The 13,513-nt window shown below is 76.0% G+C and carries 16 protein-coding genes; 10 read left to right on the top strand and 6 right to left on the bottom strand.

All coding sequences use genetic code 11. The features are described 5' to 3' along the window. Positions 1–60 precede the first annotated feature (60 nt). Complete coding sequence (locus IG69_RS0106670) at positions 61–630, top strand: GNAT family N-acetyltransferase (protein ID WP_245616099.1); 570 nt, start codon at positions 61–63, stop codon at positions 628–630. A gap of 75 nt (positions 631–705) precedes the next feature. Here the strand turns inward: IG69_RS0106670 and IG69_RS0106665 are convergent, their stop codons facing one another. Together IG69_RS0106665 and IG69_RS0106660 are read right to left on the bottom strand one after the other, a co-directional pair. After that, positions 706–1,083: a rhodanese-like domain-containing protein gene (locus IG69_RS0106665; protein ID WP_207022830.1), complete on the bottom strand. Its 378-nt coding sequence runs from the start codon at positions 1,081–1,083 to the stop codon at positions 706–708. After that, a complete protein-coding gene (locus IG69_RS0106660; RefSeq protein ID WP_051750316.1) occupies positions 1,080–1,550 on the bottom strand; it encodes a cysteine dioxygenase in 471 nt (156 codons plus the stop codon). Before IG69_RS0106660 ends, IG69_RS0106665 begins: the two co-directional genes overlap by 4 nt. Positions 1,551–1,900: 350 nt before the next feature. Here IG69_RS0106660 and IG69_RS0106655 point away from each other — a divergent pair, with 350 nt between their 5' ends. After that, the gene (locus IG69_RS0106655; RefSeq protein ID WP_051750315.1) at positions 1,901–2,701 is read left to right on the top strand and encodes a class I SAM-dependent methyltransferase; all 801 of its coding nucleotides are present in this window, start codon (positions 1,901–1,903) and stop codon (positions 2,699–2,701) included. 52 nt (positions 2,702–2,753) lie between these two features. Continuing rightward, on the top strand, positions 2,754–4,145 hold the full coding sequence (locus IG69_RS0106650) for a bifunctional folylpolyglutamate synthase/dihydrofolate synthase (RefSeq protein ID WP_372447512.1): 1,392 nt from the start codon (positions 2,754–2,756) through the stop codon (positions 4,143–4,145). A gap of 17 nt (positions 4,146–4,162) precedes the next feature. Here the strand turns inward: IG69_RS0106650 and IG69_RS0106645 are convergent, their stop codons facing one another. Genes IG69_RS0106645 through IG69_RS0106630 form a run of 4 tightly spaced genes read right to left on the bottom strand, consistent with a single transcriptional unit; the run spans position 4,163 to position 7,688 of the window. Further along, positions 4,163–4,774: a response regulator transcription factor gene (locus tag IG69_RS0106645; protein WP_030527388.1), complete on the bottom strand. Its 612-nt coding sequence runs from the start codon at positions 4,772–4,774 to the stop codon at positions 4,163–4,165. Beyond that, positions 4,771–5,949 (bottom strand): sensor histidine kinase, encoded by a 1,179-nt coding sequence (locus IG69_RS0106640; RefSeq protein WP_051750314.1) that lies wholly within the window; start codon positions 5,947–5,949, stop codon positions 4,771–4,773. The genes IG69_RS0106645 and IG69_RS0106640 overlap by 4 nt, the downstream gene beginning before the upstream one ends. A gap of 12 nt (positions 5,950–5,961) precedes the next feature. Beyond that, a complete protein-coding gene (locus IG69_RS0106635) occupies positions 5,962–6,780 on the bottom strand; it encodes an ABC transporter permease (RefSeq protein ID WP_030527386.1) in 819 nt (272 codons plus the stop codon). After that, positions 6,777–7,688 (bottom strand): ABC transporter ATP-binding protein, encoded by a 912-nt coding sequence (locus tag IG69_RS0106630; RefSeq protein ID WP_036829352.1) that lies wholly within the window; start codon positions 7,686–7,688, stop codon positions 6,777–6,779. The genes IG69_RS0106635 and IG69_RS0106630 overlap by 4 nt, the downstream gene beginning before the upstream one ends. 128 nt (positions 7,689–7,816) lie before the next feature. Between IG69_RS0106630 and IG69_RS0106625 the strand changes: the two genes are divergently transcribed. The 7 genes from IG69_RS0106625 to mrdA all read left to right on the top strand — a co-directional run bounded on the left by IG69_RS0106625 (position 7,817) and on the right by mrdA (position 13,496). After that, complete coding sequence (locus IG69_RS0106625; protein ID WP_030527384.1) at positions 7,817–8,089, top strand: hypothetical protein; 273 nt, start codon at positions 7,817–7,819, stop codon at positions 8,087–8,089. Beyond that, positions 8,086–8,499 carry a DUF4233 domain-containing protein gene (locus IG69_RS0106620; RefSeq protein ID WP_030527383.1) on the top strand — a complete coding sequence of 138 codons (414 nt, stop codon included), beginning with the start codon at positions 8,086–8,088 and terminating at the stop codon, positions 8,497–8,499. The genes IG69_RS0106625 and IG69_RS0106620 overlap by 4 nt, the downstream gene beginning before the upstream one ends. Before the next feature lie 9 nt (positions 8,500–8,508). Then, complete coding sequence (gene ndk / locus IG69_RS0106615) at positions 8,509–8,931, top strand: nucleoside-diphosphate kinase (RefSeq protein WP_030527382.1); 423 nt, start codon at positions 8,509–8,511, stop codon at positions 8,929–8,931. A 224-nt stretch (positions 8,932–9,155) separates the two neighbouring features. Beyond that, positions 9,156–10,190, top strand: a complete 1,035-nt coding sequence (gene mreB, locus IG69_RS0106610; protein WP_030527381.1) for a rod shape-determining protein — start codon at positions 9,156–9,158, stop codon at positions 10,188–10,190. Next, positions 10,187–11,026: a rod shape-determining protein MreC gene (gene mreC, locus IG69_RS0106605; RefSeq protein ID WP_030527380.1), complete on the top strand. Its 840-nt coding sequence runs from the start codon at positions 10,187–10,189 to the stop codon at positions 11,024–11,026. The genes mreB and mreC overlap by 4 nt, the downstream gene beginning before the upstream one ends. After that, positions 11,023–11,514, top strand: a complete 492-nt coding sequence (locus tag IG69_RS0106600) for a hypothetical protein (protein ID WP_051750313.1) — start codon at positions 11,023–11,025, stop codon at positions 11,512–11,514. The genes mreC and IG69_RS0106600 overlap by 4 nt, the downstream gene beginning before the upstream one ends. Continuing rightward, positions 11,511–13,496 (top strand): penicillin-binding protein 2, encoded by a 1,986-nt coding sequence (mrdA, locus tag IG69_RS0106595; RefSeq protein ID WP_030527378.1) that lies wholly within the window; start codon positions 11,511–11,513, stop codon positions 13,494–13,496. Before IG69_RS0106600 ends, mrdA begins: the two co-directional genes overlap by 4 nt. Positions 13,497–13,513 lie beyond the last annotated feature (17 nt).

The raw sequence follows: 13,513 nt of genomic DNA, 5'->3' as shown, positions 1-13,513 counted from the left end.
GGCCGCGCTCCACTCGGGAACCGTTCCCGGGTGAAGCGCGGCGGACCCGGGGAGAGCGGCGTGGACGGCGCCGACGACGGCCCGCACTCCGTGCTGACGTGGCCCGTGGTCCCACCGGCCGCCGGACGGGTCCGGTTGCGAGGGTTCCGGGACGCCGACCTCCCGATGGTGCTCGACCTCGCCACCGACCCCTACGTGCCGGTCATCTCGACGCTGCCTGCCGGGGCCGACGAGGCGGATGCCCTCGCCTACCTCGAGCGGCAGCACGGGCGCCTCGGGGAGGGGCGCGGGTTCAGCTTCTGCGTCGCCCTCGCGGACACCGACGAGGCGGTCGGCACCGCCGGGCTCTGGGTCGACGACCTCGGGCACGGGCGCTTCCGGGCCGGCTACACCGTCGCGCCGTCGTGGCGGGGCCGCGGCCTGGCGACGGACGCGCTGCGGGCGCTGACGACGTTCGCGTGGAGCGTCGAGGTGGCGCACCGCGTCGAGCTGTACGTCGAGCCGTGGAACACCGCCTCCCTCGCGGTGGCGGAGCGGGACGGCTACGTCCGCGAGGGGCTGCTGCGCGACCACCACCGCCTCGGCGACGAGTGGCGGGACATGGTCCTGCTGGCCGCCGTCCGCCCCTAGCCCCGTCGCCCCTTCCCCGCGTCGAGTGCGGAAGTGGTTGTCCGGGCGACCACTTCCGCACTCGACTGCGGAGGATCAGCGCTCTGGGAGGCCCGCGGCGCGCCACGCCGCGAAGCCGCCGTCGACGTCGGCGGCCCGCAGCACCCCCACGTCGCGCAGCGCGGCGGCGGCCAGCGAGGAGGTGTACCCCTCCTGGCAGATGACGACGACGCGCAGGTCGTCGCTCGCGATGGGCAGCGCGGCGTCGTTCGTCGGGTCGAAGCGCCACTCCAGGACGTTGCGCTCCACGACGAGCGCGCCCTCGGGCTCGCCTTCCTCGGCGCGCTGCGCGGCCGGCCGGATGTCGACGAGCACCGCCTCGCCGGCGGCGAGCTCGGCGTGCGCCTGCGCCGGGGTCAGACGCTCGATGCGGTCGCGCGCCGCGGAGAGCAGGAGGTCGACGCGGCTGGTCACCAGGCCTCCGCGGTGCGGGTGACGACGGGCTGCAGCACCCCGTCATGCTCCTCGTAGTCGGTCATCGACGCCAGCCGCGGGGCGTAGACGTGCAGCGACACGGCCGGGTCAGGGCCCTCGTTCGAGACGCGGTGGACGTACTGCGCCCCGAACCCGTGCGCGTCGCCGCGCCGGTGGACGCGCCGCAGCCCGCGCACGAGCCCGTGCGCGGCGGTCCGTTCGACGAGCGCGCCCTGGAGGACGACGAAGGCGCCCGCGCTGCCGCCGTGGTCGTGCCACTCGGTGTGCTGACCCGGGAGCCACGTGAGCAGCCAGGCCTCGTGCCCCTCGGTCGCGAGCAGGCGCCGGTAGTAGCGGCGCGCGGGGTCGAAGTCGACGGCGGGCCGCCACAGGGCGGGATCGGTGGCGAGCCGGCGGGCGGCCTCGAGGGGGGTGGTCAGGGTTCGGGGTCGGGAGATGACGGTCATGGCGGATCCTTCGGGTGGCGGTGCGTGCGGGAGGGGCCGTCACGGCGCGCGAGGGCGCGGCCGCTCGACGGCGGTCGGTGGGGGGAGGTCGGGCGTGCGGAGCGGTCAGCGCGGACAGCGACGACCCGCCGGCACGGCCGCCGGGGAGCAGGTCGACGATCGGGGCGAGCTCATGCGACGACCGTAGTTGAACAAGCAACGGTTATGCAATCCATAACCAACTGTTGGGTTGTGTGGCGTCCTCGTGGCGACCCGCCCGTCAGCCGGGGGGCTGTCGCCGCGCCGGCGCTCGGGCGTAGCGTGACCGGTTGCCCACGGACGCGCCCGCGCCCTGCCGGCGAGGAGGAGCCATGGCCAGCGACGAGGTGGACGGTGCCCGGACGTTCCGGCAGCCGGGCGAGGTCTACGACCGCTTCATGGGCCGCTACTCCCGGGCCCTGGCCCCCGTCTTCGCCGACGCCGCCGGCGTGGCAGCGGGGCAGCGCGCCCTCGACGTCGGCTGCGGTCCGGGCGCGCTGACCGAGGTGCTCGTGGACCGGCTCGGGGCTGCGGCCGTCACCGCCGTCGACCCGTCCCCGCCGTTCGTCGCCTCCTGCCGCGGGCGGTGCCCGGGCGTCGACGTGCGCGAGGGGCGGGCCGAGGCGCTGCCGGCCGACGACGGGACCCACGACGTCGCCCTCGCCCAGCTCGTCCTGCACTTCGTGAGCGAGCCCACCGCGGCCGCCGCCGAGATGGTCCGCGTCGTGCGCCCGGGCGGCACGGTGGCCGCCTGCGTCTGGGATTCCTCGGCCGGGATGGAGATGCTCCGCCTCTACTGGGACGCCGCCCTCGACGTCGACCCCGAGGCCCCCGACGAGGCACGCACCCTCCGGTTCGGGCGGCCGGGCGAGATCGCCGACCTCTTCTCGGCGGCCGGGCTGGGCGAGGTCGAGGAGAGCGTGCTGGCCGTGTCGTCGACCTACGCGGACGTCGACGAGCTCTGGACGGGCTTCCTCGCGGGCATCGGACCGGCGGGCAGCCACCTCCTCGGCCTGCCCGAGGAGCAGCGCGCCCGGGTGCGCTCCGGCGTCGAGCAACGCCTCGGCGGGACGGGTGGGCCGTTCACGCTGGGCGCGACCGCGCGCTGCGCGGTGGCCCGCCGTCCCGCGTGAACGGGCACCGGCCGGTTCCCGTGGCGGCCGTGGGATGCGGGAGGATGGGCGGGTGAGCCCTGCACCCGACGCCGCCCAGCGCGAGGCCGCGCACGCCCTCGAGGTCCGCAAGCGCCTGCGCGAGGTCGAGGAGTCCATCCTCTCCCGCGCGCCCGAGCACGACCTCCAGCCCTCGCTCGACCGCATCGCGGCCGTCATGGAGCTCGTCGGCGACCCGCAGCGCACCTTCCCGGTCGTGCACGTCACCGGCACCAACGGCAAGACCAGCACCGCGCGCATCATCGAGTCGGTGCTGCGCGAGATGGGCCTCAAGACAGGCCGGTTCACCAGCCCGCACCTGCACTCGATGCTCGAGCGGATCGCGGTCGGGGGTCGCCCGGTCGACGCCGAGCGCTTCCTCGCCGCCTACGACGACGTCATCCCGTTCGTCGAGATCGTCGACGCGCGCTCGGCGGCCGAGGGCGGCCCGCGGATGACGTACTTCGAGGTCCTCGTCGCGGTCGCCTACGCGGCGTTCGCCGACCTGCCCGTCGACGTCGCCGTCGTCGAGGTCGGGATGGGTGGCGCGTGGGACGCGACCAACGTCGTCGACGCCCCGGTGTCCGTCATCACGCCGATCGACGTCGACCACCGGCACTTCCTCGGGGACACGCCGGCCGAGATCGCGCAGGAGAAGTCCGGCATCATCAAGGCCGACGGCATCGCCGTCTCCGGCGTGCAGGACGACCGCGACGCGGCCGAGGTCCTCGTCGACCGCGCAGCCGAGGTCGGTGCGCGGATCGTGTTCGAGGGCAACGACTTCGGAGTCACGACACGCGAGGTCGCGGTCGGCGGTCAACAGCTGTCGCTCAAGGGTCTCGCCGGCGAGTACCCCGACCTGTTCCTGCCGCTGCACGGCGCCCACCAGGCGCAGAACGCCGCCGTGGCCGTCGCCGCCGTCGAGGCGTTCGTCGGGGGCGGCGAGCAGGCGCTCGACGTCGAGGTCCTGCGCGCCGGCCTCGCCGCGGTCGAGTCGCCCGGCCGCCTCGAGATCGTCCGTCGCAGCCCGACCGTCCTCGTCGACGCCGCCCACAACCCCGCCGGTGCCCGGGCGCTGCGCGACGCGATGTCGGACGCGTTCACCTTCGTCAAGCTCGTCGGGGTCGTCGCCGTCATGGCCGACAAGGACGCCGCCGAGATGCTCGAGGTCCTCGAGCCGCTGCTCGACGAGGTCGTCGTCACCCGCAACACCTCGCCCCGCTCGATGCGCCCGCGCGAGCTCGGCGAGCTGGCGGCCGAGATCTTCGGCGAGCACCGCGTCACCGTCGTCGACGACCTGCCGGACGCCCTCGACCGGGCGGCGGGCCTCGCCGACGAGGGCGGCGTCGCCGGCGGCGTCCTCGCCACCGGCTCGGTCGTCACGGCCGCCGAGGTGCGGATGCTCCTCGGCACCACCGACGTCTGACCGCCGGCAGCGCGGCCTCAGAGCCAGCCGGCCTCGCGGGCGACGCGCACCGCGTCGGCGCGGTTGCGGGCCGTGGTCTTGCCGATGACGGAGCTGAGGTGGTTGCGCACCGTGCCCTCCGAGAGGTGCAGGGTCCGGGCCAGCTGCGCGATGGTCGCGCCCGACTCGGCGGCCCGCAGCACCTCGGTCTCGCGCGGGGTGAGCGGCGAGTCGCCGAGCGCCAGGGAGTCCGCGGCCAGCGCCGGGTCGACGACCCGCAGCCCGGCGTGCACGCGCCGGACGGCATCGGCCAGGGCGTGGGCCGGGGTGTCCTTGACGACGAACCCGGACGCGCCGGCCTGCATCGCCCGGCGCAGGTAGCCCGGCCGGCCGAAGGTCGTGACGACGAGTACCCGCACGTCGGGGTGGCGCTCGCGCAGCAGCGCGGTGGCGTCGATGCCGTCACCACCGGGCATCTCGACGTCCATGAGCACGACGTCGGGCGTGGTCTCGGCGACGATGCGGGCGACGTGCTCGCCGTCCTCGGCCTGGCCGACGACCTCGAGGTCGGGCTCGAGGTCGAGCAGCGCGGCGAGGGCGCCGCGCACGAGGGCCTGGTCGTCGGCGAGAACGACGCGGATGGGGGTCACGGACGGCTCCCGGTGTCGGTGGCGGAGACGACGATCTCGAAGCCGCGGGGCTCGAGGCGGCGTGCGGTGAGGACGGCGCCGGCGGTGCGCGCTCGTTCGGCGAGCCCGCGCAGACCGTGGCCGGCCGAGCGGGCGGCGGGACCTCCGGGCGGTACCCGTCCGTCGTCGGCGAGGCGCAGGCCGCCGTCGTCGATGGTGACCCGGCAGGTGCTCGCCCCGCTGTGCCGGATGACGTTCGTGACGCCCTCGCGGACGGTCCACGCGTAGAGCTCGCGCAGGTCGGGGGCGACCCCGTCGACCCGGCGCGGCAGGTCGGCCTCGATGCCCGCGGACGACAGTGCGGCCCGCGCGCGGGCGATCTCGCCGGCGAGCGAGATCTCGCGGAAGCCCTCGACCGCCCCGCGGACGTCGGCCAGCGCCTCACGGGCGAGCGACTCGACCTCCTCCACCTCGGCCTTCGCGCGGGCCGGGTCGAGGTCGACGAGCCGGGCCGCGAGCTCGGCCTTGACCCGGATGACGGTGAGCGAGTGGCCGAGGATGTCGTGCAGGTCGCGGGCGACCCGGTTGCGCTCGTCCTCGACGGCGAGGCGGGCGTTCTCGCGCTGGGCCTCGGCGAGGTCGCGCGAGCGGCGGACGGCCACCATCCCGCTCGTGATGGCCAGCACCGCGAAGGCGATGGCGAAGCTCAGGCTGTTGTCGCGTTCCCACCCTGGGACCCGGTGTGCGAGAACCTCGTAGAGCGCGGCGAGACCGACCGCGATGACGTAGGGGACCCACCCGCCGAAGGTCCACATCGCCGACACGGCGACGAAGACCCAGGTCGCGGTGGCCGTCTGCCCGATGACAAGCACGCAGCCGGCCGACAGCGCGGAGAGCAGGGCGAAGCGCAGGGCGCGCGGCCACGGGCCGCCCTCCGGCGTCGTGACGCCCGACCGCGAGACGCCCGGCAGCGGGGAGACGACGTAGTGCCACACGTAGACGACGACGAAGAGCGCGAGCAGGCCGACGCCGGCCACCCGGTCCGCCCCGGTCGTCCGCCACGCGGTGACGAGGGGCTCGAGGAGGTAGACCACCCAGATGAGCCCGATGAGCCGCCGCGCGACCCCCGCCGACGCCGGGACCGGCGCGACGAGGTCGTCCTCGTCCCGCCGGCTCGCCCAGGGCCGCCCCGTCACGCTCACAGGGTGTCAGACCCGGTCGGTGTCACGGCGGAAGCGCCACACGGCTCCGGCGACGAACAGCGCACCCCAGACGACGAGGTCAAGCACCCAGGAGACGTGGAAGGCGTCGTGCGTGCCGGCGGTGGTCAGCGTCAGGGGCCAGTGGGCCAGCTGGCTCAGGCCGTAGATCGGGGTGTACTGCGCGATCTGCCCGTAGAGGGAGTCGGTCGGGAGCGGTCCCGAGAACAGCCCGCCGAGGATGGCGAGGACGGCGAGCAGGGGCCCGAGGAACTGCATCGCGTTCTCGCTGGGCAGCAGGTAGCCCATGAAGAGCCCGAAGGCGGCGAAGACGAGCGACCCGACGACGATGACGAGCGCCATCTGCCACCACGGCGCGAGCCGGGTGAGGTGCGCGGTCCCGGTGGCGGCGCCGACGGCGAAGGTCACCAGCGTGGCGCAGGTGCCGAGCACGACGGCGACGAGCATCTTGACGAGGACGTGCGACACCGGTCGGGCCGGGGTGAGCCGCAGCTGCCGGCTCCACCCGGCCGCGCGCTCGATCGAGACCGACGCGCCGGCCGACGTCGAGGCCATCACCGCGCCGTAGACCGCCATGCTCGCCATGACGTAGGCGCCGACGTTGGCGACGGCGTGCGGTCCGAGCACGTCGTCCTGGCCGGTGATCTGGCTGCCGATGAAGACGAGCATCACCGCGGGGAAGACGAAGGTGAACACGAGGACGCGGCGGTTGCGCACGAGCCGGCGCAGCTCGATGCGCAGCACGGTCGGGTTGAGCAGCGGGCGGCGCGGGGCCGGTCGCGCCGTCGACGTGGGCAGGGCGGTCATCGGGGGAGTCCTTCGGTCGTGGGGGCGGTGGCGTCCTCGCTGGTGAGCGCGACGAACGTGTCCTCGAGGCGCCGGCCGGCGATCTCGAGGTCGCGGGCGGCGGTGGTGGTGAGCAGGTGCCGGGCGAGGGCGTCCGAGTCGGTGCTCACGACGGAGATCGCGGCGCCGCGCACCTCGACCTCGACGACGCCCGGCAGCGCCCGCAGCGCGTCGGCGTCGGCGCCGGGCAGGGTGGCCCGCACGACGCGGCCCGCGCTCATCGCACCGAGCTCGGCCGGCGTGCCGTCGGCGACGACCCGTCCGCCGCGGACGACGACGACGCGGTCGGCCCAGGTCTCGGCCTCCTCGAGGTAGTGCGTCGCGAAGACGACGGTGCGCCCCTGCGCGGCGTCCGCGTGGATGGCCTGCCAGAAGGCGCGGCGGGCGGAGACGTCCATCCCGGTCGTCGGCTCGTCGAGGACGACGAGCTCGGGGTCGGGCACGAGCGCCATCGCGAAGCGGGTGCGCTGCTGCTCGCCGCCGGAGCAGTCCTTGATGCGGCGCGCGGCGATCGCGGTGACGCCCGCGGCCTCGAGCGCCTCGTCGACCGGCCGCGCGGACGGGAAGAGCGCGGCGGTGTACTCGACGCTCTCGCGGACCGTCAGGTCCTCGAGGAGGCCGCCGGACTGCAGCACCGCCGAGACGAGACCCCGGTCGACGGCCTCGCGCGGGTGCATCCCGAAGACGGAGACGTCGCCGTCGCTCGGCGTGCCAAGGCCGAGGACGAGGTCGATCGTCGTCGACTTGCCGGCGCCGTTCGGGCCGAGCAGCGCGACGACCTCGCCCTGGCCGATCGTGAGGTCGATGCCGTCGACGGCGCGCACGTCGCCGAAGTGCTTGCGGAGTCCCCTGAGGGTGATCGCGTCCATGGCCACGACCCTCCCGTGGGCGGCGGCCGGACGCCTCGGTCGGCCGTCACGAGAGCGCCGTGACGTCCGCGCGCGTCAGTGCGTGACGGATGTCAGGGCCTCCCGGCGGGCTCGCCTACGCTGGACGCATGACCCTGCTCAAGCTCGTGCTGATCGTGGCCGCGCTCGTGGCCGTCTGGTACGTCGTCCGGGCGGTGCGCGCGCAGCAGGGCGGCGCCGACGTGACGTTCACCCCGGTGGAGGAGCTCTCGGCGGACGTGCGGCAGGTCATCGACGCCTCGCTCGCGCAGGGGCAGGCGGTCGCGGCGATCAAGCACTACCGGGCGGCGACCGGAGCGAGCCTCGCGCAGTCCAAGGCCGCGGTCGAGACCTACAGCTGGAAGAGCGGCGGGCCCCGATGAGGCGCCTGCACCTCTACGGGCAGCAGGGCAAGCTGACGTTCCGTCTCCTGGCGGTCGTCCTCGTCGGGCAGGCGATCGTGCTGTCGTTCTTCGCGCTCGTCGCCCGCGCGCAGGCCATCGCCGACGGGCGTCCCGACGACGGCAGCCGCCTGCTGTGGGTCGGGATGGGGCTGGCGCTCGCGGCGGTCGTCGCCGGTGGCCTGATGCGCCGTCCGTACGGCATCACCCTCGGCTGGCTCGTCCAGCTCGCGACCTGGCTGAGCGCGGTGCTCGTCCCCGCGATGATCGGGGTCGCCGTCGTCTTCACGGCGCTGTGGGTGCTGCTGCTCGTCCAGGGGGTCAAGGCGGACGCGCTCGTCGCCCGGCACGAGGCCGAGGTGGCCGCCGGGGGCGCGGTCGCCGCCGACTAGGCTGGGCGCGTGACCACCGAACGCTCCCTCGTCCTCGTCAAGCCCGACGGCTACGCCCGCGGCCTCACCGGGGAGGTCCTGCGCCGCATCGAGGCCAAGGGCTACCGCCTCGCCGCGCTCAAGGTCGTCAGCCCGACGACCGACATGCTGCACCGCCACTACGCCGAGCACGAGGGCAAGCCGTTCTTCGAGCCGCTCGTCGAGTTCATGTCCTCCGGCCCCGTGACGGCGGTCGTCATCGAGGGCGAGCAGTGCATCGCGGGCTTCCGCTCGCTCGCCGGCGCGACCGACCCGACGAAGGCCGCGCCCGGCTCGATCCGTGGCGACCTCGGCCGCGACTGGGGCGCCAAGGTGCAGAAGAACATCGTCCACGGCTCGGACTCCCCGGAGTCGGCCGCCCACGAGATCGGCATCTGGTTCCCCGAGCTCTGAGCCCCACGAGCACCACGCGTATCGGGTGACCCGATACGCCCGCGCCTCACCCGACAACGGTTCTCGGGTGAGGCGCAGCCATGTCGGGCAAGGCCCGCGCCGCCCGCCCCGGCGAGGCACCACGCGTCACTCCCGTCACACCGACCACGGGATGCCGGAGCGCCTCGCCCCTCCCCGGCGTTGCGTCCCCGGCCCACCGGCGGGCCCGGCCTAGCCTGCACCGCATGAGCGGCTGGTCGACGGGATGGGTCCGGGGGAGGGACCTCGCCATCGACCTCGGCACCGCCAACACCGTCGTCTACGAGCGCGGCCGCGGCGTCGTCCTCGACGAGCCGTCGGTCGTCGCCGTCCGCGCCGGCACCGGCGAGCTCGTCGCCGCGGGCCGCCGCGCCAAGGAGATGCTCGGGCGCACGCCCGAGGCCGTCACGGCGGTCCGGCCGCTGCGCGACGGCGTCATCTCGGACGCCGACGTCACCGAGCGGATGATCCGCTGGTTCGTCGACCGCGTCGCCCCCTCGCGCCTGCGCCGGCCGCGGGTCGTCGTCTGCGTCCCGAGCGACATCACGAGCGTCGAGCGCCGCGCCCTCGAGGACGCCACGCTGCGCTCGGGCGCGCGCCGGGTCCACGTCGTCGAGGAGACGATGGCCGCCGCCATCGGCGCCGGCCTGCCCGTCGAGGGCACCGAGGCCTCGATGGTCGTCGACATCGGCGGCGGCACGACCGACGTCGGGGTCATCAGCCTCGGCGGCATCGTCGTCAGCCGCACGGTGCGCCTCGGCGGAGACGAGATCGACGAGGCGCTCGTCGCCTTCGTCAAGGCCGAGTACTCGCTGCTGCTCGGGGAGTCGAGCGCGGAGCGGCTGAAGATCGCCGTGGGGTCGGCCTTCCCGCTCGTCGAGGAGATCTCCGAACGGGTTCGCGGGCGTGACCTCGTGACGGGGCTGCCGAAGACGGTGACCATCGGCTCGGCCGAGGTGCGCCGGGCCATCGAGACGCCGGTCGCCCGGATCGTCGACCTCGTCCGGTCCGTCCTCGACGTCTGCCCGCCCGAGCTCGCCGGCGACGTCGTCGACCGCGGCATCGCCCTGACCGGCGGGGGAGCCCTCCTGCGCGGCCTGGACGAACGGCTCTCGCACGAGCTCGGGGTCCCCGTCCGTGCGGCCGAGGAGCCGCTGCACGCCGTCGCCCGCGGCGCGGGCCGGTGCGTCGAGGAGCTCGCGACGCTCCACCGCGTCCTCGTCGACACCTGCCGGCCGTGACCCGCGACCGACACCGCCGCCCCCGCGGCCGGCGCGTCGTGGCCGGGCTCGCCGTCGCGACCGCGCTCGTCCTCGCGCTCGACCTGTCCGGGGCCGTCGACACCTCACCCGTCCGCGGTCTCGCCGCCGCCGGTCTCGGGCCGCTCGAGCGCGCCGTCGGTCCGCGCGAGGACAAGGCCGCGCGCCTGCGGGCCGAGAACACCCGCCTGACGACGCGCCTCGCCGACACCGAGCAGCGCCTGGCCGCCGCCGAGCGTGCCGACGCCCTGCTCGACACCCCCACCCTGCGCGGGTTGACCCTCGTCGCGGCCCGCGTCGTGGGGGTCGGGCCGTCCGGACCGGCGGGGCCCGAGCGGGTCACCCTCGACGTCGGGGCGCGCGACGGGGTGCAGACCGACCGCGCCGTCGTCACCGCCGACGGGCTCGTCGGCCGCGTGGTCGCGGTCGGGCCGTGGACGTGCGACGTCCTGCTCCTCGGCGGACGCGAGGTCGCCGTCGGCGTGCGGGTCGGACCGCGGGGCGTCCTCGGTGAGGTGTCCGCGGCGGCGCCCGCGGGCGCGCCAGCGCCGAAGCCCGGCACCCTCGCGCTCGCCCCGGTCACCGGCGGAGCCCTCGCCACCGGCGACACCGTGACGACGCTCGGCAGCCCCGGCGACCAGCCGTTCCCGGCCGGCCTCGTCGTCGGGACGGTCACCGCCGTCGACGACGCCCGGGGACGGCCGACGGCCGGCGGCGTCGTCACCCCCGCCGTCGCGCCCGCCACGCTCGACGTCGTCGGCGTCGTCCTCGGTGAGCGCCGCGCGCAGCCGCGCCCGTCCGCGACCGCGGGGGGATGATGCGACCCCTCGGGCTCCTCGCGCGGACCGCCCTCCTCGTCCTCGCGGCCGTCCTGCTCGCCGCGCTCGCGGCCCGGCACGTGCGGCCGGTGCCCGACCTCGTCGCGGTGCTCGTCGTCGGCTGGGCCCTCTGGCGCGGACCCGTCGCGGGCGCGCTCGCCGGGCTCGCGGGTGGATGGGCCCTCGACCTCGTGCCGCCCGGCGCCGACCTGCTCGGGCTGCACGCGCTCGTCTACGCCGGGGCCGGGCTGCTCGCCGGCCGCCTGCGCGTCGAGGGCCCGGTCGGCGCAGCGCGCGTGGCCGGGACCGCCCTCGTCGTGTCGGGGCTCGTCGAGGGGGCGGACGTGCTGCGGGCCCTGTCGGTCCGGGCGCCGGTCGACCTCGGCGAGGTGGTGGTGCGCGTGCTGCTCACCGCGACCGTCGCCGCGCTCGTGGTCCCGCTCGTGGTCCGCGCCGAGCGCGCGGTGGTGCGGCGGAGGTTCGGATGAGCGTCGTCGGCCGGCGCGGCCGCGTCACGGCGGTGCTCGTGGCCGTCGTCCTCGCCTTCGCCGGACTCGTGGTCCGGCTCGGCGAGGTGCAGCTCGCGCAGGCCGACGACCTCGCCGCCCGCGCGGTCGCGCTCGACACCCGGACGGTCCTCGTGCCGGCGCTGCGCGGGCGCATCCTCGACGCCCACGGCCGCGAGCTGGCGGGGCACCGGACGAGCACCGTCGTCACCCTCGAGCGCCGGGTCGTCGCCGACGACCGTGATGCCGCCCAAGCCGAGGTCCGCGAGGTCGCCCGGGTGCTCGGGCGCCCGCCGGAGGACCTGCTCGGGAGGCTCTGGCTGTGCGGCGAGGACGGCGCCCCGGCCGCGCCGGCGTGCTGGGCCGGGTCCGCCCAGGTGCCGGTCCCGCTCGCCGCGGACGTCGACCCGGCCCGCGCGCTCTCGCTCGTCGAGCGCCCCGACCGGTTCCCCGGCGTCGCCGTGTCCTCGGTCCCGGTCCGGACCTACCCCCGTCCGGCGGGCGCCCAGGCCGCGCAGGTGCTCGGCTACCTCGGCCGGGCGACCGCGGAGGACCTCGCGGCCGACCCGACGCTGCACCCCGACGACCTCGTCGGACGCGCGGGGCTGGAGCAGCAGTACGACCGGGAGCTGCGGGGGACCCCCGGGCGGACCGTCGTGTCGGTCGACGCCCGTGGCCTCGTGACCGGGGTGGTGTCGCGGGTCGACCCCGTGCCCGGCCGTGACCTCGTCACCTCGCTCGACGCGGCCGTGCAGGCCCGCGCCGAGAAGGCCCTCGCGACGGAGATGCGACGCGCGCGCGGCCGCGGATGGCCGGCCGACTCCGGCGCGGTCGTCGTCCTCGACCCCCGCTCCGGCGCGGTGGCCGCCCTCGCCAGCCTGCCGACGTACGACCCCAACGTGTGGACCGGCGGCATCTCGTCCGCCGACTACCGGCGCCTCACCGACCCCGCGGCGGGGACGCCCATGCTGTCCCGCGCCACCGACGTGGGCTTCGCCCCGGCGAGCACGATGAAGCCCGCGTCGGTCGCCGCGGCCGTCCGCGACGGGCGCTCGCTGCGCGCCACCTACGACTGCCCGGCGGTCTACCGGATCGGGAACCGCGACTTCAAGAACGTCGACAGCGCGCCGCGGGGCCGCATCAGCCTGGCGACGGCGGTCGAGATCTCCTGCGACACCGTCTTCTACCGGCTCGCGCACGACGCGTGGCTGCGCCAGGGTGGGCCCGACGCGCCGGCCACCACCCCCGACCCGTTCGCCTCGACCGCACAGGGTCTCGGCCTCGGCCGCGCGACGGGCGTCGACCTGCCGAGCGAGTCGGCGGGCCGGGTGCCCGACCGCACCTGGCGACGCGCGCAGTGGGAGCAGCAGAAGGACGAGCTGTGCCGCCGGGCGCGGACCGGGTACCCGGAGGTCGCCGACCGCGAGCGGCGCCGCTTCCTCACCGAGGTCGCGCGCGAGAACTGCGCGACCGGCTGGCAGCTGCGCGCCGGCGACGCGGCCAACTTCGCCATCGGGCAGGGCGACGTCCTCGCGACGCCCCTGCAGATGGCCGTCGTGTACGGCGCGATCGCCGACGGCGGCACCGTCCGCACCCCGCGCGTCGGGGCGGCCCTCGTCGACCCGGTCTCGGGCGAGCGGACGGCGCTCGCCCCCGGCCCGACCCACCGGGCGCCGATGAGCGCGGCCACCGACCGCTACCTCCGCTCGGCCCTGCGCAGGGTCGTCACCTCGGGGACGGCCGCCGCCGCCTTCGCCGGGATGCCGGCGGACTGGCCGGTCGCGGGCAAGACCGGCACCGGCGAGGTCGTCGGGAAGCGCGACACCTCGTGGTTCGTCTCCTACGCACCGGCCACCCGGCCGCGCTGGGTCGTCGCCGCCGTCGTCGCGCAGGGCGGCTCCGGCGGCTCGACGGCCGCGCCGGTGACGCGCGCGGTGCACCTCACCCTGCGCGGGCTGGGCTGAGCGTCACGAGCCGACGC

This window comes from Phycicoccus jejuensis, from assembly GCF_000720925.1.
GTDB classification, from domain to species: domain Bacteria; phylum Actinomycetota; class Actinomycetes; order Actinomycetales; family Dermatophilaceae; genus Phycicoccus; species Phycicoccus jejuensis.
Note: the sequence above shows the minus strand (reverse complement) of the source record. Positions and strands in the feature narration are given on the sequence as shown.